The 24,993-nt window shown below is 29.5% G+C and carries 21 protein-coding genes; 14 read left to right on the top strand and 7 right to left on the bottom strand.

From position 1 onward, the window contains the following. Positions 1–13: 13 nt before the first annotated feature. Entirely contained in the window at positions 14–1,717 is a 1,704-nt protein-coding gene (locus AC2I98_RS10840; protein ID WP_486411698.1) for a hypothetical protein, read from the bottom strand. 130 nt (positions 1,718–1,847) lie between these two features. Between AC2I98_RS10840 and AC2I98_RS10835 the strand changes: the two genes are divergently transcribed. Then, on the top strand, positions 1,848–3,065 hold the full coding sequence (locus AC2I98_RS10835) for an O-antigen ligase family protein (RefSeq protein WP_486411697.1): 1,218 nt from the start codon (positions 1,848–1,850) through the stop codon (positions 3,063–3,065). A gap of 10 nt (positions 3,066–3,075) precedes the next feature. Here AC2I98_RS10835 and AC2I98_RS10830 read toward each other — a convergent pair whose 3' ends face one another. After that, positions 3,076–4,503, bottom strand: a complete 1,428-nt coding sequence (locus AC2I98_RS10830; protein WP_486411696.1) for an exopolysaccharide biosynthesis polyprenyl glycosylphosphotransferase — start codon at positions 4,501–4,503, stop codon at positions 3,076–3,078. Positions 4,504–4,687: 184 nt separating this feature from the next. Between AC2I98_RS10830 and AC2I98_RS10825 the strand changes: the two genes are divergently transcribed. Both AC2I98_RS10825 and AC2I98_RS10820 read left to right on the top strand, forming a co-directional pair. After that, positions 4,688–5,284, top strand: coding sequence for a thymidine kinase (locus AC2I98_RS10825; RefSeq protein ID WP_486411695.1), 597 nt, complete (start codon positions 4,688–4,690; stop codon positions 5,282–5,284). After that, positions 5,271–7,736: a bifunctional UDP-N-acetylmuramoyl-tripeptide:D-alanyl-D-alanine ligase/alanine racemase gene (locus tag AC2I98_RS10820; RefSeq protein WP_486411694.1), complete on the top strand. Its 2,466-nt coding sequence runs from the start codon at positions 5,271–5,273 to the stop codon at positions 7,734–7,736. Before AC2I98_RS10825 ends, AC2I98_RS10820 begins: the two co-directional genes overlap by 14 nt. A 38-nt stretch (positions 7,737–7,774) precedes the next feature. Here AC2I98_RS10820 and AC2I98_RS10815 read toward each other — a convergent pair whose 3' ends face one another. After that, positions 7,775–8,317, bottom strand: coding sequence for a peroxiredoxin family protein (locus AC2I98_RS10815; protein WP_486411693.1), 543 nt, complete (start codon positions 8,315–8,317; stop codon positions 7,775–7,777). Positions 8,318–8,423: 106 nt separating this feature from the next. Here AC2I98_RS10815 and AC2I98_RS10810 point away from each other — a divergent pair, with 106 nt between their 5' ends. The 6 genes from AC2I98_RS10810 (at position 8,424) to AC2I98_RS10785 (ending at position 15,247) form a co-directional block, all read left to right on the top strand. Then, positions 8,424–10,628: a patatin-like phospholipase family protein gene (locus AC2I98_RS10810; RefSeq protein WP_486411692.1), complete on the top strand. Its 2,205-nt coding sequence runs from the start codon at positions 8,424–8,426 to the stop codon at positions 10,626–10,628. Positions 10,629–10,632: 4 nt separating this feature from the next. Next, positions 10,633–11,058, top strand: coding sequence for an rRNA maturation RNase YbeY (gene ybeY / locus AC2I98_RS10805; protein WP_486411691.1), 426 nt, complete (start codon positions 10,633–10,635; stop codon positions 11,056–11,058). A gap of 54 nt (positions 11,059–11,112) precedes the next feature. Then, the gene (gene mnmG / locus AC2I98_RS10800) at positions 11,113–12,984 is read left to right on the top strand and encodes a tRNA uridine-5-carboxymethylaminomethyl(34) synthesis enzyme MnmG (RefSeq protein WP_486411690.1); all 1,872 of its coding nucleotides are present in this window, start codon (positions 11,113–11,115) and stop codon (positions 12,982–12,984) included. 1 nt (position 12,985) lies between these two features. Next, the gene (locus AC2I98_RS10795; RefSeq protein WP_486411689.1) at positions 12,986–13,879 is read left to right on the top strand and encodes a class I SAM-dependent methyltransferase; all 894 of its coding nucleotides are present in this window, start codon (positions 12,986–12,988) and stop codon (positions 13,877–13,879) included. A 127-nt stretch (positions 13,880–14,006) separates the two neighbouring features. Next, on the top strand, positions 14,007–14,522 hold the full coding sequence (locus AC2I98_RS10790) for a hypothetical protein (RefSeq protein ID WP_486411688.1): 516 nt from the start codon (positions 14,007–14,009) through the stop codon (positions 14,520–14,522). Between the two features lie 26 nt (positions 14,523–14,548). After that, the gene (locus tag AC2I98_RS10785; RefSeq protein WP_486411687.1) at positions 14,549–15,247 is read left to right on the top strand and encodes a YiaD family glycine zipper/OmpA-like lipoprotein; all 699 of its coding nucleotides are present in this window, start codon (positions 14,549–14,551) and stop codon (positions 15,245–15,247) included. A 70-nt stretch (positions 15,248–15,317) separates the two neighbouring features. Here AC2I98_RS10785 and AC2I98_RS10780 read toward each other — a convergent pair whose 3' ends face one another. Both AC2I98_RS10780 and AC2I98_RS10775 read right to left on the bottom strand, forming a co-directional pair. Further along, positions 15,318–16,409: a hypothetical protein gene (locus AC2I98_RS10780; RefSeq protein ID WP_486411686.1), complete on the bottom strand. Its 1,092-nt coding sequence runs from the start codon at positions 16,407–16,409 to the stop codon at positions 15,318–15,320. Between the two features lie 153 nt (positions 16,410–16,562). Continuing rightward, positions 16,563–17,276 (bottom strand): pirin family protein, encoded by a 714-nt coding sequence (locus tag AC2I98_RS10775; protein WP_486411685.1) that lies wholly within the window; start codon positions 17,274–17,276, stop codon positions 16,563–16,565. A 339-nt stretch (positions 17,277–17,615) separates the two neighbouring features. Between AC2I98_RS10775 and AC2I98_RS10770 the strand changes: the two genes are divergently transcribed. Beyond that, positions 17,616–18,314, top strand: a complete 699-nt coding sequence (locus AC2I98_RS10770; RefSeq protein ID WP_486411684.1) for a class I SAM-dependent methyltransferase — start codon at positions 17,616–17,618, stop codon at positions 18,312–18,314. 27 nt (positions 18,315–18,341) lie between these two features. Here the strand turns inward: AC2I98_RS10770 and AC2I98_RS10765 are convergent, their stop codons facing one another. Then, entirely contained in the window at positions 18,342–19,298 is a 957-nt protein-coding gene (locus tag AC2I98_RS10765; RefSeq protein WP_486411683.1) for a 2-hydroxyacid dehydrogenase, read from the bottom strand. A 147-nt stretch (positions 19,299–19,445) separates the two neighbouring features. Beyond that, entirely contained in the window at positions 19,446–20,324 is an 879-nt protein-coding gene (locus tag AC2I98_RS10760; RefSeq protein ID WP_486411682.1) for a diacylglycerol/lipid kinase family protein, read from the bottom strand. 112 nt (positions 20,325–20,436) lie between these two features. On the opposite strand from AC2I98_RS10760, the gene AC2I98_RS10755 reads away from it, so the two are divergent. The 4 genes from AC2I98_RS10755 to AC2I98_RS10740 are packed head-to-tail and all read left to right on the top strand — an operon-like array spanning position 20,437 to position 24,838. Beyond that, the gene (locus tag AC2I98_RS10755; RefSeq protein WP_486411681.1) at positions 20,437–20,865 is read left to right on the top strand and encodes a SufE family protein; all 429 of its coding nucleotides are present in this window, start codon (positions 20,437–20,439) and stop codon (positions 20,863–20,865) included. Positions 20,866–20,893: 28 nt separating this feature from the next. Beyond that, positions 20,894–22,744 carry a monovalent cation:proton antiporter-2 (CPA2) family protein gene (locus AC2I98_RS10750; protein WP_486411680.1) on the top strand — a complete coding sequence of 617 codons (1,851 nt, stop codon included), beginning with the start codon at positions 20,894–20,896 and terminating at the stop codon, positions 22,742–22,744. Continuing rightward, positions 22,725–23,729 (top strand): glycosyltransferase family 9 protein, encoded by a 1,005-nt coding sequence (locus AC2I98_RS10745; protein ID WP_486411679.1) that lies wholly within the window; start codon positions 22,725–22,727, stop codon positions 23,727–23,729. The genes AC2I98_RS10750 and AC2I98_RS10745 overlap by 20 nt, the downstream gene beginning before the upstream one ends. A 56-nt stretch (positions 23,730–23,785) precedes the next feature. Further along, positions 23,786–24,838 (top strand): alkaline phosphatase family protein, encoded by a 1,053-nt coding sequence (locus tag AC2I98_RS10740; protein WP_486411678.1) that lies wholly within the window; start codon positions 23,786–23,788, stop codon positions 24,836–24,838. The last annotated feature ends 155 nt before the right edge of the window (positions 24,839–24,993 follow it).

The following is a 24,993-nucleotide window of genomic DNA, read 5'->3' as shown; positions in this document are numbered from 1 at the left end:
AAACTCTTCTTCCTTATCTTTTTATAATTTTATCAAATTCTGAAAATACTATTTTTTTTGTTTTATTATCCTCTATTAAAGCTACAACCTTATAATCAACCCCTTTGGCAATAAATTCATGACTAATATTTGCTACAAAACCTGCGTTAATCAATCCATCTTTCTTAAAATAAGAATTTAAATCAAATCGTTTTATAGTTTTAGTAGAGAATATTTTAATTGAAAAATCATTCATGTTCTGTAATACAATATAAACATCTTGTTGATTTACTTTTAAGCCCTCTATAAAAGCAAATCCCTCAATTAAAAAGGAACTATTCATATCTAAAACATCACTTACAAACGCATTTACTTTTACATCTTTCAGCTGGTTATTTACATCTAAATTCAAATTTTCAACTAAAAAACTTTTTGGAAAAAAAATTCCTATTCCTGAAACATCTCGTAAAGAATAAAAGTTTAATTGTTCAGATTTTTTAATTGCTTCTCCACTATAAATCCTTTCTTCATTTAATGTATTCAATAAATCAATATTTTCACTTTCGTTATATCTTAAAACCCCTAGAAGACTTACATATTTCCTATTATAAAGATATTCACTATGTGGTAAACTAATAAATATAAAAAATAATATTGATGAAATTATAAAAAATATATTCATCTTTTTCACATTAATTTTTAAATCAACTAAATAAAATCCAATAATTGTGAAAATTGTGAAAATTGCACCATTTAATCTATATCTTGATGCTGCTGAAGTTTCTATTCCTGAATAAACCCTTGACAAAGCTGTAACTATTGATATTAGTAATATCAAACATAAAATCATATATATAAAAGGGTTTGTTTTATATAATCTCTTTTTGGAAAGAAAAAGAAAGGTTATTAATTTAAATCCTCCTAATATCCCACAAAATATAAGAGATTTGCTTAATGTATTATCAAATATCAAGAAAAAATTAAAATCATTACCCAGAAAAGTAAAGAAATATAGAATTGATTGAAAAGGATAATTAATTATATTTTGTAAAATTCCTGAATGATGCTCTGGTTGTTTGTATCCAACAAAATAGAAACACAAAATAATGATTGAAAATAAACAAAAAATAATCAAATCTTTCTTATTTCTTTCGCAAACTAAATACAATAATACTATTGGTATGACAAAAACACCTCCTCCTTGAGTGTAAATAGCTAAAAAAAGAAATAGATAAGAAACTAAAAAATCATATTTCTTTTCTTTATTTACAAAATAATATATAGAAATAATAGAAAATAATAGTGAATAAAAATTTGATAATGCAGACATTGCAAAAGTCATATTTTCCCAAAAACTTAACGTAAACAATAGTGCCGATATAACTATTAAAATTTCTTTGGGTATATGATAAAAATCGACAACATTTTTCTTTATAAAAAGAAAAATAAAAAGTAATGCTAAATTTCCTATTATTGCTAAGTGTATGAAATTAACTTCCCCATAAATATAGTAATCTATTAAAGTTATAATTCTATCAAAAAATAATCTATGTTCATTTGCTTGACTAAAAAGTAATGCTATTTTATCCATAAAACCTACTTCTAAATAAGTATTCATAAACCCTATTATAGCTCTATAATCATCATTTATTGGAATGTTCAATACATATTTACTAAGTTCGAAAAAGAAAAAAAGTATAAATAAATATGGCGTAAACTGAATTATTTTAGTTTTCATTATTCTTTATTGTTTTATATTTAACAGCTTTTTAAATAAATTATTGTAAAAATAAATTATTTAAAAAAATTGCGTTTACAATAAAATAGTGATAGTGATCCGGAATTTAAAACATACAAATTATATAGTAATGAGTCTAATATTATTATTAGCCTCATTGCCTCTTCCTTTTGCTTTTATCAATATAGCTTTTGGACTATTTGTTTTAGCTGTTATTGTAAATTATAAGAAACTCCATTTTTCATTTTCTTATTCTTTACTCATTCCAATTTTATATTATTTACTGTGTGTTATCTCATTATCATGGACAATAGATTTCAAAGATTCAAGTAAATATCTCTCAAAAGCTCTATTTTTTATTATTATTCCTCTATTATTTTTATTCTTACCCAAAATAGAAAAGCATAAAAGAGATGTGATTTTCAATAACTATAGCTATCTAATGGTTATTGCGACTATTCTCTATCTTTTAAGGGCTTTATATCGATTTATTAAAACAGGAGAATCTCATTATTTTTTCTATCATGATTTAGTTACATTAGAGGTTAATGCAATCTATATTTCTCTATTTATTTCCTTCGCATTTATTAACCTATTTGTAAAGAAAAATAAAAAATGGTATGACTTTTTAGCTACTTTATTACTTTTTTCTTTTCTTATTTTATTATCATCTAAAAATGTAATTGTAATCACTCTTTTGGGCGTATTAATTAGTTTTTTTTATAATAAATCAACAATCAAAAAGAAAAATATTTTAATTATACTTGGAGCCTTTTTTATATTGATGATTCCTTTAAGTTCAAAAATAAAAGAACGTTTCGACCTAGAATTTCAAAATACAACAGAAAATGTTACTCTTGAAAATGGTGTAATAAACGTTTCTTTGAAAAACGCATGGGAACAAGAAATATTTGGTTCAGAATATTATTTTAACGGCACAGCTTTTCGCCTATATCAAACACGTCTTTTTAAAGAATTTTTGAAAGAAGATCGTATTTTTTGGACAGGTTTTGGTGCCTCCGCAACACAAGAAAAAATTACACAAAAACAAATAGATCGTCATTTAGTAGATTACTATGGGGAATTAAATTTTCATAATCAGTATATACAATCTTTTGCAGAATTAGGAATTTTGGGATTTATTTTATTAATGATTATGATTATTTATAATTGGATAAATGCAATTAAATATCATGATTTTGTTTTTTTATTTTATACAATTCTAACCTCTTCTATCATGTTTACAGAATCTATATTTCATCGTCAACGAGGTATTGTGTTTTTTGTATTGCTTTATTGTATATTTCATATAACTTCTAAAACTAAAAAAGTTACTCAAATTGAGTAACTTTTTTAGTTTATATTGCATTTTCATCACCTTGCGCAACTAAGACTATTGTTTGATAAATTATCTGAATATCTAGCAAATAAGACCAGTTACGAACATAATATACATCTGTTCTGATACGTTTTTCCATATCTTCATTAGAATCTATAGCACCTCTATATCCTTTTACTTGAGATAATCCTGTTATACCAGGTTTTACATAATGCCTAATATTGTATCGATTGATTAAATCTCTATAATAATAGTCTTGAGAAATCATATGTGGTCGCGGACCAACTATAGACATATCTCCTTTTAGTACATTAATAAATTGTGGTAACTCATCTAAACTAGTTTTTCGCAAAAACTTTCCTATATGTGTTACACGTGGATCATTTCTTTCTGTAGCTTTTATTGAATTATATTTAGAATCTACCATTGTTCTGAATTTATAACAATCAAATTCTTCCCCGTTTAATCCATTTCTCTTTTGGATAAATAATATTGAACCTTTAGAATCTAAATAAATCAATAAAGAAATAATAGGAAATAACCAACTTAACAAAAAAATACATATGAAAGAGGCAAAAACAAAATCAAAAATATTTTTAATTACTTGATTAAATTTTAAATCAAGAGGAAATCTTTTTACTTCAAAAATGGGTAAAGTATCTATATAAACAACTTTTAATTCTGTTATTCCATTATATATAGAATCAGGTATATATGATACATTAATAAGATTAGATTCTGATAAAATTGCTACTTTATATATAATTTCTTTACTCATTTCTCCTTTTTGAGAAATAAATATTTTCTTTATTTTATTTATCGAAACATACTCTCTAAAATCTATTCCATTAATTGTTAGAATATCTTCTTTTAAGTTAATTTGATTATTTAAAATCTTATTGAAAAGGTTAATTCCTAAATCTCTACGCTCTTTTAATAAATCTGCAAACTTATTTGTATTATCATTTTCATCTATAATTAATACATTTTCTATATTCAATCCCTTAAGATGTAATTTTCTGTAATAAATAAAAATAAATAATCGAGAAAATACACCAATAAAAAAAATACTAAAAAGATAAGCTATCCCTAATTGAGGAGAATATAAATCAGAGGTTTTTAAACCAGAAATTGCAAAAACAACAACAGAAAAATATAAAATTTGATAGAAGACTTTTTTTAGAATATCCACAAATTTCACACGTCTTGGTACATCATACAAAGACACATTCTTTGCTATTAAAAACCAAATAACCAAAAATAATAATAGTGCCTTATAATGGGACTTTAAAAGTTCAAAATAAGTTGGGATTTTCTCTAAAGGATAATCTTCTGTCCAAAAATATTGATATTGTAATTTTAAAAAAATAAAAAACAATATAAATAGAGTAACAACATCAACAAATTCTTGGTAAAAGTAAAATTTTACATGTCTCTTTTTTTGCATTACATTTTTAATAACAAACTCATTCTATATGTTATTTCTAAATTACAGATAAACATATGTTTTTGTCAATAAAACGTAAATATTCATCTTTTCTTATAAAAACATCTTTATATTTTTTTTACTTTTCTCATCTAATTTATTCCTTAAATTTGTTCTCACATTTTTAATCTAAATTATTTAAACTATGTTCCTCGAAAACACCTTTAATCATAATAAAAAAAGTGGATGGATAGAAGTCATCTGTGGTTCAATGTTTTCTGGTAAAACCGAAGAACTTATACGCCGCCTAAAACGTGCTGAATTTGCTAAGCAACGTGTCGAAATCTTCAAACCAACTATTGATACGCGTTATGCAGATCGCGAAGTCGTTTCGCACAATCAGAACTCTATTACGTCAACTCCTGTCGAATATTCTTCTGCGATTTTATTATTGGCAGATGATTGTGATGTCGTAGGAATTGATGAAGCGCAATTTTTTGATGAAGGTATTGTAGATGTTGCCAATCAATTGGCGAACGAAGGAAAACGTGTAATTGTTGCAGGTTTAGATATGGATTTCAAAGGTCGACCTTTTGGACCAATGCCTAATCTTTTGGCTACTGCTGAATACATTACAAAAGTTCATGCTATTTGTGTACGCACAGGAAATTTGGCAAATTATTCGCACAGAAAAATTGACAGTGATCGTCTTGTCGAATTAGGCGAAACTTCAGAATACGAACCATTAAGCCGAGTTGCTTTTTGGGAAGAACAAAACAAACAAAAAGTTGAAAACTTATAATCTAAATCAGGTTTCGAGTATCATCAATGGTACTTTGATTGGAAATGGAGAAGAAATCATCAATCAAATTTTTTTTGATTCGAGAATGATTGTCAATCCAACTCACGGAATTTTTTTTGCTTTTCACGGCAATCAAAAAGATGGGCATTTATATTTACAAGATGCATATCAAAGAGGAATTCGAAATTTTGTGGTCGAAAAAGCTTTAACTAATTTGCCAAATGCAAATTTTATCGAAGTCGAGAATCCTCTGTTTGCTTTACAAAATTGGGCAAAAATCCATCGCAAGAAATTTCATTATCCCGTAATTGGAATTACTGGATCTAATGGAAAAACAATTGTGAAAGAATGGTTGAATCAATTGTTATGGAAAAAATTCTCGATTGTTCGTAGCCCAAAAAGTTACAATTCTCAATTTGGAGCTGCGCTTTCTGTTTTACAAATGGAAGAGAAAAATGATTTAGGAATTTTTGAGGCTGGAATTTCTATGCCAAATGAAATGCAAAATCTCGAAGAAATTATTCAACCAACAATTGGTGTGTTAACAAAAATCGGAGAAGCACATTTAGAAAATTTCAAAAATCAAGATGAATTGATTGAAGAGAAACTAAAATTATTTTCGAATGTAGAAAAATTAGTTTTCAATATCGAGAATGAAAAAGTTCATCAAGCAATTCTTAAAAACCAACATTTAGAAAAAATAGATAAATACACGTATGGTTATTCAGATTCTGCCACTGTAAAAATCAAGCAAATCATAAGTAATCAGACCAATACACAAATTTCTATTTTACATAATCAAGAAGAATTCACGTATTCGATTCCTTTCATTGATGATGCATCTATAAAAAATAGTCTGATCTGTTTAACGATATTAATCAGTTTGAATATTGATTACAAGGGATTTAAAAACGAATTTTATCAGCTTTTACCAATTGAAATGCGTTTGGAAATAAAGGAAGCGATTAATCATTCTATCTTAATTAATGATACATTCAATTCTGATCTAAATTCGTTAAAAATTGGTCTTAATGTTCTAAATCAACAACCTCGAGATAAAAAATCGCTGGTTTTGACTGATATTTTACAAAGTAACTTAGCTGACGAAGATTTATATCAACAAGCAGCCGATTTGGTGAATCCTTATCATTTTGATGAAATTGTTTTGATCGGTGAAAAAATTTCGAACTTCAAAAATTTATTTCAATCATACGTTCGTTCGTTCAGTTCGACTGAAGAATTTTTAGAACAATTCAAACATCAACATGTCGATAACGAAGCAATTTTATTAAAAGGTGCTCGTCCGTTCAAATTAGAAAAAATTTCGAATGAATTGGAAACACGTTCCAACGATTCTGTTCTTGAAATTAATTTGCAACATCTTATCGAAAATATAAATGTCTACCGCTCGTTGCTAAAACCTACCACAAAATTGATGTGTATGGTAAAAGCAAATAGCTATGGAACTGGAAGTTTTGAAGTCGCAAATACCTTACAAAATAATGGTGTTGATTTTCTTGGTGTCGCAATAGCTGACGAAGGAAAAGAATTGCGCGAGGCTGGAATTACAGTTCCAATTATTGTGATGAATCCTGAACAAAGTAGTTATTCTACTGTGATCGATTATCAATTGGAACCAGAAATTTATAGTTTACGTGTTTTAAAATTATTCATTCAGAAATTACAAGAAAAACAAATTTCTTCACCTTATCCAATTCACCTAAAAATGGAAACTGGAATGAATCGTCTTGGTTTTCATGAAGATGATTTCGAAGAATTAATTGCGATTCTAAAAAATAATTCTCATGTTTATGTTCGATCAATTTTCACGCATTTGGCAACTGCTGATATGCCAGAAGAACAAGAATATGCGAAATATCAATTGCATCGTTTTGACAACAGTTATGAAGCGATTACAACAGCATTAGATATAAAACCAATTAAACATGCATTAAATTCTCCTGGAATTGTGGCATATGGTGAACATCAATACGATATGGTTCGTTTAGGAATTGGTATGTACGGCTATTCGGAATATACCGATTTCATGGAAAAATATTTGAAACCAGTTGTTCGATTTAAAACCGTAATTTCTCAAATATCAGAAATAGAAAAAGGTGAAACGGTAAGTTACGGACGTCGTTTTACAGCTGAACGCCATACAAAAGTTGCAACTTTACCTGTTGGTTATGCTGATGGAATTCGCCGCTCACTTGGAAAAGGAAAAGGAAAAGTTGGTGTTAATGGGCAATTAGCTACTATTGTAGGTTCTGTTTGTATGGACATGATGATGGTTGATGTAACGGATATTCCGTGTAAAGAAGGTGATGAAGTGACCATTTTTGGGGACTTACCAACAATTGCAGATGTAACCGAATGGTTAGATACAATACCTTACGAAGTACTGACATCTGTTTCGCAACGGATAAAACGAGTATATTATAAAGAATAATACATAGAAAGAGTTACTGAAAAGTAGCTCTTTTTTTATCATTTATGATTAACTAAACTATCCAATTTGTATTCATATTCATCTGAAAAACCATATCCTCCACATGAAGAATAAATTACTTTACCTTCTTTGTCCATCAAAATTTTAGCTGGCCAACAATAAATAGTATGATTAACTTGTGGATTATTACTAAACTCTACTTTCCTATTATCAATAAAAATTGTAGTTGAATCATAGAGATTAATTATATTTTCAATCTTATTTTCAGATTCTAAATCACCATCAATAATTAAGATAAAATCAACATTTTTATCTTTAAATTTTTTCACTAAAGCATTAAAATCTTCAGCCATATGTCCTTCTTGATCCACTCTATTAACTACTAAAACTACATTTTTACCTTTCAAATCTTTAGAATTAAACAATCCTTTATTAATTGTATGAGCTGTAAATTTTGGAGTTACACCTTTATCAAAATTAATATCAGCTATAGATTTGATAATATTTTGTTCTTTATCATTCCCTTTTTTCAAACAAGAAATTAGACAAAAGAAGCTTATGAAGATTGATAATTTTTTCATTTAATAGTGAGTTGATATTTATAAATTTAATCATTATTTATTGAAAAATATAAAAATCCAATCGCATAAAATTTCCTTATCTTTATTCCACAATTCAAACAAATTTATGCGTAGATTTTTCGCTTTCGTAATACTCATATCTTCTCTCTCTTTTGCTCAAGAAAGTAAACAAGATTCTACACGACTAAAAGTTGGTGTTGTATTGAGTGGCGGAGGAGCGAAAGGTTATGCACATGTTGGTGCGCTAAAAAAAATAGAAGAAGCAGGTATCAAAATTGATTATATAGGAGGAACTAGTATGGGCGCAATTATTGGAGGATTATATGCTGCTGGATATACGCCTGATGAGCTCGAAAAAATCATGCATCAATTGGATATTTCTTCTTTAATAACACAGAATAAAGATCGAGCAGAAATTCCTTTTTTCGATAAAGCTTACAAGGAAAAATACATCTTAGAATTACCTTTTGACAAGTTTAAATTAACCATTCCAAATGCTATTTCTAAAGGTCAAGGTCCTCTTGATTTATTAACTTATCTATTACGACCTGTTCATAACATTGATGATTTTAATAAGCTTCCTACACCATTTGTTTGTATTGGAACAGATCTCGAAACTGGTGAAGAAAAAGTGTTTCGTTCAGGTTTTTTACCACGTGTTATTCTAGCATCTGGAGCTTATCCAACCATGTTAGATCCTGTTACTATTGATGGAAAAATATATGTAGATGGTGGTGTTGTAAATAACTTTCCTGTTAAAGAAGTTAAAGATATGGGTGCTGATATAATTATCGGAGTCGAATTAGGTGATGGATTACAAAAACGTGATGACCTTAATTCTGCGATTGATATTTTAAGTCAGATTATGACAATGAGTATCGTCAAAAAAACGGATGAGCAAAAGAAATTAGTGGATCTATTAATCAAACCCGAGCTAAAAGAATATGCTGTAACAAGTTTTGATGAAGTAGATTCTATTTATAATCGTGGTTTAGTTGCTTCTGAAAAAGTGTATGATCAACTAAAAGAAATTGCAAAAAAACAGCATGCTTCGAACAAAACTCGAAACGAAATTAAACTCGATGATTATGTTTTGGTAAAAGAAATTGAAGTGGAAGGCTTGAAGAATTTCAATAAAAATTACATCGAAGGTAAGTTAGGGATTCGTACGCCAGAAATTATTAAGTACGATGATTTAAAATATGGAATTTCGAAATTATATGCTTCTGGAAACTTTAATAATATCACCTATAAAATTTCAGAAATTGCTGACGAAGAAAATTTATTAACGTTAAAAGTTCAAGAAAATAAAACCAAACAATCAATCCGTTTTGGATTACATTATGACGATTTATTCAAAACAGGACTACTTTTGAATTTAACTTCTAAAAATTTATTTGTTAAAAACTCTGTTTTTTCAGCAGATGTTGTTGTTGGAGATTATGCGCGTTATAACATCAATTTTTTCATTGACAATGGGTATTTACCAAGCATTGGATTCAACTCTTTTTCACACTATTTTGATAAAGAAATCGATCTTCGATACTTCTTTGGACAGGATAATATTTACAAAAAAGTAAATTATAATTTTAGAGAATATATCAATCAATTATATATCCAATCAACAATTAAAGAAAAGTTTGCGATAGGAATTGGATTAGAACATCAATATGCAAAAGTATTCACCAACAACTTTATTGCGTCTAACGAAGATTTTCCAGCAAAATCGGAAGGTTATTATTGGAAAGCGTATGGTTATATCAAAGCAGATAACCGAAACAATGCGAATTTTGCACGAAGTGGTTTAAAATTTGATGGAAGTTTTAAGTATTTATTTGATTCTAATGTCACTGGGTTTGAAAATAACTATTTATTAGAATCAAGTTTAGAGGCAAATTTTCCGTTAAATAATTTCCTAAGTTACAGATTTACTGCTAACTTTGGAACCTTTTTCAACGATAATGTAACAATGCCTCAGAAGTTTTATATCGGAGGTTATGTTGAACAAGATTTTTTCAATTATACAAAGTTTTATGGGCTTCCTTTTGGCTCTGCGATTGGCGACAATCAATTGTTATTTGGTTCCCACATTCAAGCTCGGATTTTGAAAAATCATTACGCAAGTCTATTTATGAATATTGCAAATATCACTGATAGATTTGAGCAATTAAGTTTAACAGATTACAAATATCTTGGGTATGGCGTTACCTATGGCTACGATAGTCCATTAGGTCCTTTAAATTTTATTTGGAGTTATTCGCCTTACACAAAAAAAGGATTATTTAATTTAAGTTTAGGTTACTGGTTTTAGAACTATGATAGAATTATTTTACGAAACAGATTTTGAGTTAAAAGATGCTCAAACTTGGATAGATTGGATCGTAGAGAGTATGAAGAATGAAGGGAAAACAATAGAAGATTTAAACTATATTTTCTGCGATGATGAATACTTACTTCAAATTAATCGACAATATTTAGACCACGATTATTACACAGATGTTATCGGTTTCGATAATTCTATTGAAGATGAATTGATGGGAGATATTTTTATTAGTATCGAAAGAATAAAGGATAATGCAGAGCAAAATGGAGTTTCTTTTGATAACGAATTGGCTCGTGTAATTATTCACGGAATATTACATTTTGCTGGTTATATGGACAAAGAACCAGAAGAAAAAGAAATGATGACTGCGAAAGAAAATCAATATTTAGAAACATTTAGTCGCTATCTAAATTCATAATGTTCCACGTGGAACATTTATTATTTTAACAAGAAAAATAAGTTTACAAATCAAATGATATTTCAATCAGAATATGATGTAATTGTAGTTGGAGGTGGTCACGCTGGCGCAGAAGCAACAGCAGCAGCAGCCAATTTAGGAGCTAAAACGCTTCTTGTTACAATGAACTTACAAACAATAGGACAAATGTCTTGTAATCCAGCTATGGGTGGAATTGCAAAAGGACAAATTGTTCGTGAAATTGATGCTTTAGGTGGATACTCTGGTATCATTACTGATAAAACAATGATTCAATTTAAAATGTTGAATCAATCTAAAGGTCCTGCAATGTGGTCGCCACGTGCTCAATCAGATCGTATGCGTTTCGCAGAAGAATGGCGTTTGTCATTAGAAAGAACTGAGAATGTTGATTTCTTCCAAGACATGGTCAAAAACTTAATCATAGAGAATGGTAAAGTGTGTGGAGTTATTACAGCGATGGGAATGAAAATTCGTTCAAAAGCTGTTGTCTTGACAAATGGTACTTTCTTAAATGGTTTAATCCATATTGGAGAAAAACAATTTGGAGGTGGACGAATGGGAGAATCTGCAGCATTCGGAATTACTGAGCAATTAGTTGATTTAGGTTTTGAAGCTGGACGAATGAAAACAGGAACTCCTCCACGTGTTGATGGTCGTTCAATCGATTATTCAAAAATGGTTGAACAACCAGGTGATGAAAATCCATCTAAATTCTCGTACACAAACACTCCGAAATTAACGAAACAACGTTCTTGTTGGATTACTTATACTAACCAAGAAGTGCACGATTTATTAAGAGAAGGTTTTGATCGTTCTCCAATGTTTAATGGAACCATTAAATCGACTGGACCAAGATATTGTCCTTCGATTGAAGATAAAATTAATCGTTTTGCGGACAAAGATCGTCACCAAATTTTCGCTGAACCTGAAGGTTGGGAAACAATGGAATTTTATATAAATGGATTCTCAACATCTTTGCCAGATGATATTCAAGCAAGAGCTTTACGCTCCGTTCCTGGATTTGAATATGCTAAAATTTTGCGTCCTGGTTATGCCATCGAATACGATTATTTTCCACCAACACAATTAAAACATACATTAGAAACAAAGTTAATTGACAACTTATATTGTGCTGGTCAAATTAACGGAACAACAGGTTATGAAGAGGCAGCTTCTCAAGGATTAATGGCTGGTATAAATGCTGTATTAAAAATTCAAGAGAAAGATCCATTTATCTTAAATCGTAACGAAGCGTATATTGGTGTTTTAATCGATGATTTGATTACAAAAGGAACAGAAGAACCATATCGTATGTTTACTTCTCGTGCAGAATATCGTATTTTATTAAGACAAGATAATGCGGACGAACGTTTGACAAGAAAAGCTTTTGATATTGGTTTAGCTTCTGAAGATCGTTTGAAAAGAATGGAAGAAAAATTTGATAAAGCTGAGAAATTGGTCAATTATTTCGAAGAACATTCAATCAAACCTCAAGAGATAAATGACGTAATTGAAGAGCGTGATGGAACTCCTTTGAAGCAACCAAATAAAATGATTTCTGTTATTTCTCGTCCAGAATTAAAGTTATCTGATTTTACGAAATTAGATCGTGTAAAAGAATTTATTGAGACTAATGAATACGATCAAGAAGAATTAGAACAGACAGAAATTCAGATTAAATATAAAGGGTACATCAAAAAAGAACAACAGAATGCAGATAAATTGCATCGTTTGGAAAATCTAAAAATTCCAGCAGATATAGATTATCATGTTTTTGGTTCGATGTCAATAGAAGCTCGTCAAAAATTAACAAAAATAAAACCTGCAACGGTAGCACAAGCATCAAGAATTAGTGGTGTATCACCAGCAGATATAAGTGTATTATTAATTTACATGGGAAGATAATATGGAAAATGTTTCACGTGAAACATCTCAAGAAAATCCTTCAAAAGAAGGATTTTCTGGTATTAAGAAATTAGATTTAAAAGATTATTTTTTAACTGGAGAAAACTTCGAGTTATTTGAAGATTCTAAAACGGGTGTTTTATACACACTCCCCCAGCCTATCGAAAATTTGGGTAAATATTACGAAAGTAAAAATTACATTTCGCATACCGATGGTAAGAAATCAATCTTTGAACGTTTTTACCAAATGGCAAAATCCATCAATTTAAATAACAAATTAGAATTGATGAATAAAGTTTCTACCGGTAAAAAGATTTTAGATTATGGTTGCGGCGTAGGAGATTTTTTAGAACATCTACAAAAAAATGGTTATGATGTTTTGGGAATGGAACCAAATGATTCGGCACGTAGAATTGCGCAATCAAAAATTGGTATCGAAAAAGTCACTTCTACAGAGTTAGAACAAAATAATCAAAAATTTGATATCATTACGCTATGGCATGTCTTAGAACATATCCCAAACTTGAATGAAATTATTGAGCAATTAAAAAATCATTTAACCGAAAATGGTCGATTAATTATAGCTGTTCCAAATCACAAATCTTATGATGCAGAATATTACGGAAAATATTGGGCCGCTTATGATGTTCCAAGACACTTATGGCATTTTTCTGCAAGTAGCATGAATAAGCTTTTTAACAACTTTGGTATGAAAATTGAATCTACTCATCCGATGAAATTAGATTCATTTTATGTGAGCCTTCTTTCTGAAAAATATAAAGGAAATAAATTAGGATTTATAAATGCAATAAAAGTTGGTTTAAAATCAAATGCGAAGGCAAAGAAAACAGGAGAATATTCTTCTTTAATCTATGTTATAAAAGCTAAAAACTAAAATAAGCTTATTTAAACGCATTTCAATCACCTTAACAAGGATTATAACCTATTTTTAAAATAAATTAATTAAAACTAATTTATAAGAGCCATTTTTGGGACTATAATCATAAATAAAATAAATAGCTATGAAAAAAAGTATTTTATTATTTGGGATATGCGCTTCTGCATTTTTATCTTCTTGTGCTTCTACAACTGTTGCAAAACAAGAAATACAAACTGGAAAAGAAGTTAGAGGAGCATGGACTTTAACAAATGTAGACTATCAAGGTTTAACAACTAATGAGGTCCAAGGTAATGTAAAAGTTACAGATGCTGTTTCTAGAGTTTTTGACACAGCAAATCCAGAATGTTACGAAGGTTCTACTTGGAACTTAGTTCAAAATAATAAGAAAGGAACGTACACCTTTAATAATGCTGGTGGCGACTGTCCTTCTGGAACAGCAAATATTATATGGAATTTAGAACAAGATGGTTCAACTACTTATTTTATTTTTAAAGATGTAACAGGAATCAAAGCGAAACAAAATACTGCTGGATATAAAATGCGTGTAGATTATGTTGATGCAAACTCTATGAAATTGGTACAAGATATCAACGCAAACGGAAAAATTGCTCAAGTAATTTATAACTTCCAACGTTAATCAACAATTTAAAAAACTTAGAAATTATGAAAAAAATAAATACTAAAATAGTTGCAATTGTATTAGGAGGTTCATTCATTATGTCTTCTTGTACTGCTGTACAAAATGCAAATAATACTCAAAAAGGTGCTGGTATTGGTGCTGTAGCTGGAGGTGTTATTGGTGGTATCTTAGGAAATAACATTGGTAAAGGTGGTAATACAGCTTTAGGTGCTGTAATTGGTGCTGCTGTAGGTGGTGCTGCCGGTGGAGTTATTGGTAACAAAATGGATAAACAAGCACAAAAAATTGAGCAAGTTTTACCAGGTGCTGAAGTTGTAAGAACTGAAGAAGGAATTAACCTTATTTTAGATGAAAATTCAAGAGTTACATTTGAATATAATAAAGCTTCTTTAACGGCTGTTGCTAAAACAAACTTATATAAATTAGTAGAAGTTTTTAATGAATACCCAGATACAGATTTATTAATTGTTGGGCACACAGATAATGTAGGTTCACAAGGATATAATTTACCTTTATCTCAAAAACGTGCACAATCTGTAAAAGATTATTTAGTTAGCAAAGGAATATCATCTTCTCGTTTAACATCTCAAGGAAAAGGACTAGAAGAACCGATTGCTGATAATTCTACTGCAGAAGGACGTGCTCAAAACCGTCGTGTAGAGATTGCAATTACTGCTAATGCTAAAATGAAAGCTGACGCTGCTAAAGAAGCGGGTCAATAATTCATTTCAATATAAAACAAGAAACGCGTTCAAAATTGAACGCGTTTTTTTATTAAAGTTGGTTTTGAAATTATTTAAAATTAACAACAAACCATTTATTATTAATTTTTTCTAAAGTAACTTGATACGTTTTAGAAGATTGATCTTTTAAGTTTGCTTGTACTTCAACCAAAGCCACTTTTTCGTCTGCATCTAAAACTTTAGCATCATTAATTGTTGCTTGTTCTAAATTCTTAATGACATCATCAGAAGAAAACTTTTGAAACGTATTCCACTCTCCACTTCTTGTTAATGCAAAAGCTCCTGAATAGTTTTTCTTCGATAAATTCGTCATAAAACGATTCGATAAAGATTTTACCATTCCAGCCTCTTTACTTACATGAGCAGGTGTATTTTCAACAACAGCTGAATCTACAACTTCTGACACTCCAACTAAATTCAACGGAATTTTTACAGCTTTACGGTTTGTTAAATAACGTTCAGAATTAGGAATGCGAACCAAGATATCCAAACGATCATTCTTAATTTTAGATGCATCTAACGAAGAATATTTGATGTTAATCGCATTCTTTCTATACAAATCATCCATAGAATTTGGATCGATTGCTGAACGAAATGTATAAACAATATTTCCTGAATTAAAAACTTCTATTGTTGCTGTTACAGCTTGATCCAGCTGAATTTCTTCTCCTTGGGCATTATAAAAAAATGGAGAAATTGAAATTCCTGAATCATCTTGTTTTACACTAAAATCAAAACGTTGAACATTAGATGTTGCTTCTGTAGGAGTTTCTACAACTTCTGTTGCTCCTGGTTTAGGAATTCCATTCACTAAAGGAACTTGATTTCTATTCCATGTAAACTTATTTTGAAGCGCAACTTTCTCAGCAATATCAAAAACTTCATCAACCGTTTTACCATCCAATAACGTACGAACTATTCCCCAACGAGCTTCATTATCCATTGTTGAACTTGTATTATACTCGAAAATAATTTGCAAAGCTTCCTTAAATTTATCTTGTTGCATAACAGGCAAAGCTTTAGAAATTTTATCTACAGTTTCACTAAAAGTTTGTGCAGAAGAAGAATCAATTTCGATGTTATCATTTTTACAGCTGATAATCATTAAAGCGAAAGAAGCAATGATCAATAAACGTTTCATATAGTATAGATTAATACGTTTTAAGTTAAAGTTTTATCAGCAGTAAATATACTAAATACTTGTATTGAAAAGGATATTTTTTTGCACAAAAAAAGGCAGAATTCAGAAACGGAATCTGCCTTGTATATAAAACAACTAAAACATGAAAATTGATTAGATTTCCATTGGAACTTCTATCAACATTAATCGAGAACCTTTAGATACATTAAACGAAAAATCGTTTGTATCTTTTATCTCAACTACATCTCTTCTTTCCAATTTATTTCCGTCAAATTCAACTTCACCTTCTACAACCATAAAGAAAACTCCATTTCCTTCTTTTTGTACAGTGTAAGTCTCTACTTTATCTTCTGTATAATTTCCTAAAAAGATCCAAGCATCTTGATGTATCCAAACACCTTGATCATCTGCATTAGGCGAAAGAACTTGATACAAATCATTTTCTTTAGCAACATCGCGAACAGATATTTGTTGATAACGAGGTTCAACATTCATTTTATTTGGGATAATCCAAATTTGAAAAAAATGACCCTCTTGATTTTCATATGCATTCATTTCGCTATGAAAAACACCAGTTCCAGCACTCATTACTTGTACATCTCCAGACTCAATTATAGAACCTGTTCCCATAGAATCTTGATGAGAAATACCTCCTTTAGTTGGAATCGTAATAATCTCCATATTATCGTGAGGATGTTTTCCAAATCCCATTCCACCAGTGATAATATCATCGTTTACAACACGTAATGCACCGAAATGAATACGAGCAGGATCGTAATAATTAGCAAAACTATATGAATGACGAGTGTTTAACCATCCGTGATTAGCTCCTCCTCTTAAATCTGATTTAAATATTTGATAATTCATAGTTATTAATTTTTTTACAAATTTATGATGCTTTCTAAACTTATAAATTGATATGTGATAAGTTTATCAATCATTAATCCAATTAAAAGAAAAACCAATAATTTTTGATTTTATTAATTAAATGTTAAAAATATTTTATATTTTAGCATTCAGTTAACACATGAGACATACATATGCTATCAATTTCAGGCGAATCGACATTTAATGTGATACTTTGGATTCTTCTCCAAATCGTTCTTGTAATTATAGTAGCAGTTATTTTGTATAAGGTTTACAAAAAACTTACAAAATGAAAAAAGGTTCCGAAAATTCGGAACCTTTTTAATTAAATCTAATTCTATGAAAAATATTTATGATCCATTATTTGTTAAGAAACTCTTCAACACAATGTCGAAGTCATATGAACGAATGAACTACATTACATCGTTCGGTTTTTCTATCATTTGGAGAAAACAATTCATAAAAAAAATAGAACAAAATGAATCTAACATAAAGGTTATTGATCTTCTTTCAGGTTTAGGAGAAAATTGGAATTATATCAAAGAAAGATTTCCAAATGCCGAATTCTATGCATTAGATTTTTCAGAAGAAATGGTTGAAAAGTCAAGTAAAAAAGCCAAAAAAGTTTTTGATAATAAAATAGAAATTTGTCAAGATGATGTTTTGAACAATGAATTAGATAAAGAACAATTTGATGTTATTACATGTGCATTTGGACTAAAAACATTTGATGATTCTCAAATTGATTTATTGGCAAAACAAGTCTTTCGATTACTAAAAAAAGATGGACAATTTACATTTATAGAAATTTCAAAACCTGAAAACAACCTCTTATTCTTTATCTATTCTTTTTATCTTGGAAAAGTAATTCCAATACTAGGAAAACTATTTTTAGGGAATCCTAATGATTATAAAATGTTATGGATTTATACGCAAAAATTTGAATCGTGTAAAAAAGTTGAAGAAATTTTTAGAAAGAATAATTTAGAAGTTAATTACAAAAAATACTTTTTTGGATGTGCTTCTGGGATATATTGAAGAAAAAAGGCTTAAAAAAGCCTTTTATTAATCTTGATTATTCTTCCAATTTATAATTTTATCACGAATATATTCGGCTAATTTAATTTTACTCTGATGTGTCCAACCTGCAATATGCGGCGCGAGAACAACATTATCTGCTTCTATCAAATACTGAAATTCTGCTGGTAATTCTGATGCAACTAATTTCTCAAAACTAGATTTTTCGAATTCTAAAACATCTAAAGCCGCGCCCAAAACTTTTCCACCTTTCATAGCATCTACCAAATCTATTGTCACAACAGATTTTCCACGAGCTGTATTCACAAAATAAAATGGTTTTTTAAAATTTGAAATAAAATTAGCATTAACCATTTTCATCGTTTCTGGAGTTTGAGGTGTATGTAAACTAACCACATCTGCTTGTTCAAAAAAATCAGTTAACGAAACTTGTTTTGCAAATTCATTTCCTTTATCAGGTAAAATATCATAACAAATAACATTAACATCGAAACCTTGTAGGCGTCTAGCAAATGCATTTCCCATATTTCCATAACCTATAATTCCGACTGTTTTTCCTTTTAATTCATCACCCCTATTCTCTTCTCGTTTCCAAATTCCATGACGTACTTCATTGTCAGCTCTACGCAAATGATGCATCAACATCAATAACATTCCAATTGCATGTTCGCCAACCGAATCGCGATTACCTTCTGGAGAATTAAATAATACAATATTGTTCTCTGCTGCAAATTCTTCATCAATATTTTCTAAACCTGCCCCTACTCTACCAATAAACTTTAGATGAGTTGCTTTAGCTAAAAAATCTTTATCAATTGGGAATCTACTCCTTACAATCAAACCATCATACTCGTCAATTTTCTGTTCAATGATTTCTTTTGATGAAGTATAATCTTCATCAACAATAAATCCAGCTTCACGAAGTCCATTATTCAAACATTCGTGATTAGAATCAATTGCTAAAATTTTATAAGGAGTTTTCATTGTAAAAGTTTTATCAAAGTTACAACGATTGCAAACATCTATGTAAAAATTAAAAGAAAATTGGTTACAAACAAAACGTTTATAACTTAGTTAACAACCTTTTAATTAACTATAATACAATAGATTAAAATGTTAATTAATGATAAATTATAATGAATAAATAATTTTTAACGCACTTGGTAGTACTTTAACTTTTACTTGAAGTGAATTAGATTGATGTACCTCTCCATCAAGTTGATAAGAAATTGGTAAACCATCTAGTGCTTCAATTTTGAATTTTTTGACTTTACGATACTTTGCTTTATCTAACAAATCAATCTTTTTAGCCAAAACTAACACCGAGAAATAAAATTGTTCAAAAACATCTAAGTCCTCAATCATTAACAAATCAAGTTCGCCATCAGATAAATCGGCTTTTGGAGTAAAAGAGATTCCATAACCAGCAATATTAGAATTAGAACAGAAAAGATAATAAAAACTTTTCTCGATAATCGCATCATCTATATAAAGTCGAAACAATTTAGATTTATAATTCAACAACGTTTTTACAGAAGCATCAACATATCCTGTTATAGTTCTTTTTTGATTTTCTTCATACGTTTTGATAACTTCTGCATCAATACCAAAACCTAAATTGCTAAAAAAATAGTTATCCTCTACTCTACCAACATCTATCGAATGAATAGAATTCTTCTTGATAATCTCGATTGCCTTGTTTATATCTTTTGGAATATTAAGATTAGTTGCTAATCCATTTCCAGATCCGGCAGGTAGAATACCCAAAGGAATGTTTGAATTTACCAATGCACTTGCTACTTCATTTATTGTTCCATCTCCTCCACAAGCAACAATCACATCTGATTTTTCATTAATAGCTTCTTGCACCAATTCTTTTGCATGAAATTGATAAGCCGTTTCTTTCAAAACAATTTCATCTGAAGCATCAAATTTCGATTGTAAAAAATCAATTGAAATGCTGTGTTTTGCGTTTCCAGAATTTGGATTAACAATGAAAGTGTACTTCATTTTTTTGGGAATTGAAATTTATCAAACAACAAAAATAAGAATTCTAAAAGAATCAAGGTATTTAACGTCTTTTTTTGAGGAAAAACTATCAAAAACTTTCTAACTTTGTCATATGAAAATTAAAGAAATTCAAAACGAAATAGTAGATGAATTCTCATTTTTTGAAGATTGGGAACAACGCTATGAATATTTAATCGAATTAGGAAAAAGCTTAAAAACTTTACCAGAAGAAGAAAAAACAGATGACAAAATCATCAAAGGTTGCCAATCTTCTGTTTGGTTAGCTGCAAAAATGAATAATGATACGATTGAATTTACTGCTGATTCTAATGCAATTTTACCAAAAGGTATTGCTGCTTTATTGGTCAGAATGTATAACAATCAAACTCCAAAAGATATTTTAGAATCGGATACAGATTTCATTAATGAAATTGGGTTATCAGAATTTTTATCACCAACACGTGCAAACGGGTTATTGGCAATGATTAAACAATTCAAATTTTATGCGATTGCATTTCAATCAAAACAAAATAATAGTTAGCAATAAGCACTAATCAACCTAAGTAATAATGAACGACTTTTTAGGCCAAGCATTTATATTTCTTTTTTCTGCCGTAATCTGTGTTCCTATTTCCAAAAAATTAGGAATGGGTTCTGTTTTAGGCTACCTAATTGCCGGAGTTTTAATTGGACCTTACGTCTTAGAATTTGTTGGTAAAGATGGAACAGATATAATGCACGCAACTGAATTTGGTGTTGTCATGATGCTTTTTTTAGTTGGTTTAGAACTTGATCCAAAAGAATTCTGGAAGATGAAAAATAAAATCATCAACCTTGGAGGAATGCAAGTTTTAGGAACTATAATCATTGCAACTTTAGTTGGTATGTTTGCGCTAAAAATGAATTTTTCGTTAGCTGTTTCTCTCGCTTTTGCAATAACAATGTCCTCCACAGCGATAATTATGCAAACCTTGAGTGAAAAAGGATTAACAAAAACTAGTATTGGAAAATCAACTTTCTCGGTGTTGTTGTTTCAAGATATCATGGTTATTCCAATTTTAGCAATAATTCCACTTTTGGTTGGAGATTCCTTGATACAATCGATTGGAGACGATTCAAAAAGTTTATTAGTTGGCGGTCCGGCTTTCATGAAAACTTTAGTCATTGTTGGTGCAATTACTTTTATTTATGTTATTGCAAAATATATCATTACACCATATTTTAAATATGTCGGACAATTACAAGTTCGCGAAATTTATACTGCTTCTGCATTACTTTTAGTCATTGGTGTTTCTATCTTAATGCAAAAAGTTGGAATTTCTCCTGCTTTAGGAGCTTTTATTGCAGGTGTTGTCTTGGCAAATAATGAATATAAACACCAACTAGAAAGCGATATAGAGCCATTTAAATCACTTTTATTAGGCATATTTTTTATTGCAGTTGGATCAACAATAAATTTCAAATTAATAGGAGACAAACCCTTAATGATTCTTGGATTGACATTTGGAATTATGTTTATCAAATCATTGGTTTTATGGTTTATAGGTATTAAACACAAATTTGATTTTGATCAAAAATGGTTGTTTATTTTACTACTATCTCAAGTTGGAGAATTTGCATTTGTAATTTTATCTTTAACACGAAATCTTGATATTCTAAACAAAGAATGGTACGATTTAATGCTTGCTACAACTGCAATTACAATGGTGATTACGCCATTACTTCTAGTCTTGAACGAAAAATTAATACTCAAATATTTTGGTGTAAAAACTAGAGTGAAAACCATTATCGAAAATGATAAAATTAATCCACATTCTGCCGAAGGAGAAATTATTATTGCTGGTTTTGGTGATTTTGGAAATACCATTAGTCGTGTATTAAAAAGTACTGGAATAAAATCTATTGTTTTGGATAATGATAGCGAGCGTGTTGAGAAAATGCGTAAACAAGGTTTTAATGTATTTTATGGCGATGCGACAAATGTCAATTTATTGAAATCTGCTGGTGCTGAACATGCTAAATATTTTGTGGCAGCTTTAGATCCTCCAGAAATTAATCAGAAATTGGTTTACATTGTTCGAAAAAATTTTCCAAATCTTGAAATAATTGTTCGTGCAAAAAATCGTAGTTATGCGTATAATTATTTAAAAGACGGCCTGAACGAAGTATATAGAGAAAACTTTTTCTCTTCGGTATATGTTGGGAGACAAATTCTTTTGAAATATGGATTTACTTATGAAGAAGCATCTAAAATTGGCGAAATTTTTATAAAAAGTGACCGAAAGTCATTGCGTAAAATTGCTAAACATGCAGAAAATTCAGATCAATATTTTGAAGCATCAAAACAGGAGTTTGAAAAGCAAATGAAAATGGTTGCAAAAGAAATTAACAATAGAAATAATGGAGAACACGAATCGTAAAAAATTATTGGTTTTACGTTTTTCTGCTTTGGGTGATGTTACAATGATAGCTCCTGTTTTAAAAGAGTTTATAGAACAGAATCCAAACGTAGAAGTATACGTTGCTTCTCGTCCTTTTATGGGAACTATTTTCAAGCAATTTCCGCAAATAAAATTCATTTCAGTTGATTTAAATAAAGATTATAAAAGCTTTTTTAGCTTATTCAAATTATACAAGGAGTTAAAAAACTATCATTTTGATTATGTTGCAGATTTTCACAATGTTATTCGATCAAAAATCATTACAGCTTTATTTCGTTTAAACGGAACTAAAACTGCAACCTTAGACAAAGGTCGATCTGAGAAGAAAGCATTAGTAAATCAAGAAAATCGCGTTTTTAAGCAATTAAAACTAACAACAGAACGCTATGCTGATGTTTTGCGTCAACTTGGTTTTAACGTCAATTTAAAGCATAAAATAGAACCTAAATCTACTAAAGAACCAAAATCTATCGGAATTGCTCCTTTTGCTGCCTTTACAAGTAAAATGTATCCAATTGAAAAGATGAAAATCGTTGCTAAAAAATTAGCTGAAAATGGTTACAAAATTTATTTATTTGGTGGAGGAAAAGCTGAAGCTGAAGAGTTAAAAACATGGGAAAGTTTCAATCCGACTATTAAATCTTTAGCAGGAACAATGTCATTTGAAGAAGAATTAGAAGCAATTTCAAAATTAGAAGCTATGATTTCCATGGATAGTGCTAATATGCATTTGGCTTCGTTAATGGGAACACGTACCATTTCCATTTGGGGCGGAACGCATCCATTTGCTGGTTTTTTGGGTTATGGACAATCAATAGATGATATTATACAAGATGAAACATTAAAATGTCGACCTACATCTATCTTTGGAAAAGATCCAAAAGGTTTCGAAAATTATGATTATTTTCAAAATTTAAGTCCTGAAGAAGTTTATCAACAAATCATAAACAAACTCGAAAAATAATATTTTAAAAGCATCATATCGATGCTTTTCCTATTTTTATAAGAAATTAAAATCACATGAAATATACATTTCTTATTCTTGCCTTATTCTCCAATTTTCTTTTTGCACAAGAACCAAAAGTAATTTTAATTACACTAGATGGTGTTCGTTGGAAAGAAGTTTTTCGAGGAGTAGAAAAATCAATCTTAAACGATAAAAAATATAATTCACTAATTGTACAAACCAATGATAAATACTGGGCGGAAGATTCACTAAAACGTCGAGAATTATTAATGCCTTTTACATGGAAAACAATCAGAGAAGATGGTGTTATTTTAGGAAATAGAGACCAACAAAACTTTGTAAATTTAAAAAACAAAAGATTATGGTCTTATCCTGGATACAATGAAATAATTACAGGAAAAGCAGATGATGAGCGAATTGTAAATAATAAAGCAATTCAAAATCCAAATGTTTCGGTTTTCGAAATTGCTAATCAACAAAAGAAATTAACAGATAAAGTTATGATTTTCGGAAGCTGGATGATGTATCCTTATATCTTCAACCAAGAACGCTCTAAACTGTTGGTAAACGCTGGTTATCAAGATAGTTTTAATAAAAATAAATCTGAACGAGAAATTCTTACAGAACGTTTTCAATTGGAAACGCCACGACAATGGTGGGGAACAAGATTTGATATTTTTACACATGAATTTGCATTAGAAGCCATGAAACATCAAAAGCCAAAATTACTTTTTATTGGCTATGGAGAAGCCGATGATTACGGACATATAGAAGATTATGATCAATATATAAATTCGATTAATCGCAATGATAGAATGATTGAAGAGTTATGGAATTATGTACAGAGTGATCCTTTTTACAAAGATCAAACAACGATTATTGTAACAACAGATCATGGACGCGGAAATGGAAGACAATGGTCTGAGCATTATGATGAAATTCCAGGATCAGACGAAGGTTTTATTTTGATGATAGGGAATGGAATTAACCCTAAAAAATTCAACCAAAATCAAACATATACTGATCAAATTGCTTCAACAATTGCTGATTTATTAAAGCTAAAATCATGGAATTATAAGAATTCGGGGAAGTCACTTTTGAGGTAATTTATGGATGTATTATTCTAAATAAATGATTAAACTAATCAAAATTAATTATGAAAAAACTATTCTATCTTACATTAATCATATTTTCAGTTTTTTCTTCATGTAATGATGATGAATCGGAAAATAAATCACCAATAATTGGTAATTGGAAATTA

It is taken from the genome of Empedobacter sp. EJD.6dd (assembly GCF_057369435.1).
The sequence above is the reverse complement of the archived record's forward strand: the minus strand, read 5'-3'. Positions and strand labels throughout refer to the sequence as shown.

Bases quoted from the DNA above. Each gene is read 5' to 3' on its own strand.
- AC2I98_RS10840 (WP_486411698.1), bottom strand. From the start codon at position 1,717: ATGAAAACTAAAATAATTCAGTTTACGCCATATTTATTTATACTTTTT.
- AC2I98_RS10835 (WP_486411697.1), top strand. From the start codon at position 1,848: ATGAGTCTAATATTATTATTAGCCTCATTGCCTCTTCCTTTTGCTTTT.
- AC2I98_RS10830 (WP_486411696.1), bottom strand. From the start codon at position 4,503: ATGCAAAAAAAGAGACATGTAAAATTTTACTTTTACCAAGAATTTGTT.
- AC2I98_RS10825 (WP_486411695.1), top strand. From the start codon at position 4,688: ATGTTCCTCGAAAACACCTTTAATCATAATAAAAAAAGTGGATGGATA.
- AC2I98_RS10815 (WP_486411693.1), bottom strand. From the start codon at position 8,317: ATGAAAAAATTATCAATCTTCATAAGCTTCTTTTGTCTAATTTCTTGT.
- AC2I98_RS10810 (WP_486411692.1), top strand. From the start codon at position 8,424: ATGCGTAGATTTTTCGCTTTCGTAATACTCATATCTTCTCTCTCTTTT.
- ybeY (WP_486411691.1), top strand. From the start codon at position 10,633: ATGATAGAATTATTTTACGAAACAGATTTTGAGTTAAAAGATGCTCAA.
- mnmG (WP_486411690.1), top strand. From the start codon at position 11,113: ATGATATTTCAATCAGAATATGATGTAATTGTAGTTGGAGGTGGTCAC.
- AC2I98_RS10795 (WP_486411689.1), top strand. From the start codon at position 12,986: ATGGAAAATGTTTCACGTGAAACATCTCAAGAAAATCCTTCAAAAGAA.
- AC2I98_RS10790 (WP_486411688.1), top strand. From the start codon at position 14,007: ATGAAAAAAAGTATTTTATTATTTGGGATATGCGCTTCTGCATTTTTA.
- AC2I98_RS10785 (WP_486411687.1), top strand. From the start codon at position 14,549: ATGAAAAAAATAAATACTAAAATAGTTGCAATTGTATTAGGAGGTTCA.
- AC2I98_RS10780 (WP_486411686.1), bottom strand. From the start codon at position 16,409: ATGAAACGTTTATTGATCATTGCTTCTTTCGCTTTAATGATTATCAGC.
- AC2I98_RS10775 (WP_486411685.1), bottom strand. From the start codon at position 17,276: ATGAATTATCAAATATTTAAATCAGATTTAAGAGGAGGAGCTAATCAC.
- AC2I98_RS10770 (WP_486411684.1), top strand. From the start codon at position 17,616: ATGAAAAATATTTATGATCCATTATTTGTTAAGAAACTCTTCAACACA.
- AC2I98_RS10765 (WP_486411683.1), bottom strand. From the start codon at position 19,298: ATGAAAACTCCTTATAAAATTTTAGCAATTGATTCTAATCACGAATGT.
- AC2I98_RS10760 (WP_486411682.1), bottom strand. From the start codon at position 20,324: ATGAAGTACACTTTCATTGTTAATCCAAATTCTGGAAACGCAAAACAC.
- AC2I98_RS10755 (WP_486411681.1), top strand. From the start codon at position 20,437: ATGAAAATTAAAGAAATTCAAAACGAAATAGTAGATGAATTCTCATTT.
- AC2I98_RS10750 (WP_486411680.1), top strand. From the start codon at position 20,894: ATGAACGACTTTTTAGGCCAAGCATTTATATTTCTTTTTTCTGCCGTA.
- AC2I98_RS10745 (WP_486411679.1), top strand. From the start codon at position 22,725: ATGGAGAACACGAATCGTAAAAAATTATTGGTTTTACGTTTTTCTGCT.
- AC2I98_RS10740 (WP_486411678.1), top strand. From the start codon at position 23,786: ATGAAATATACATTTCTTATTCTTGCCTTATTCTCCAATTTTCTTTTT.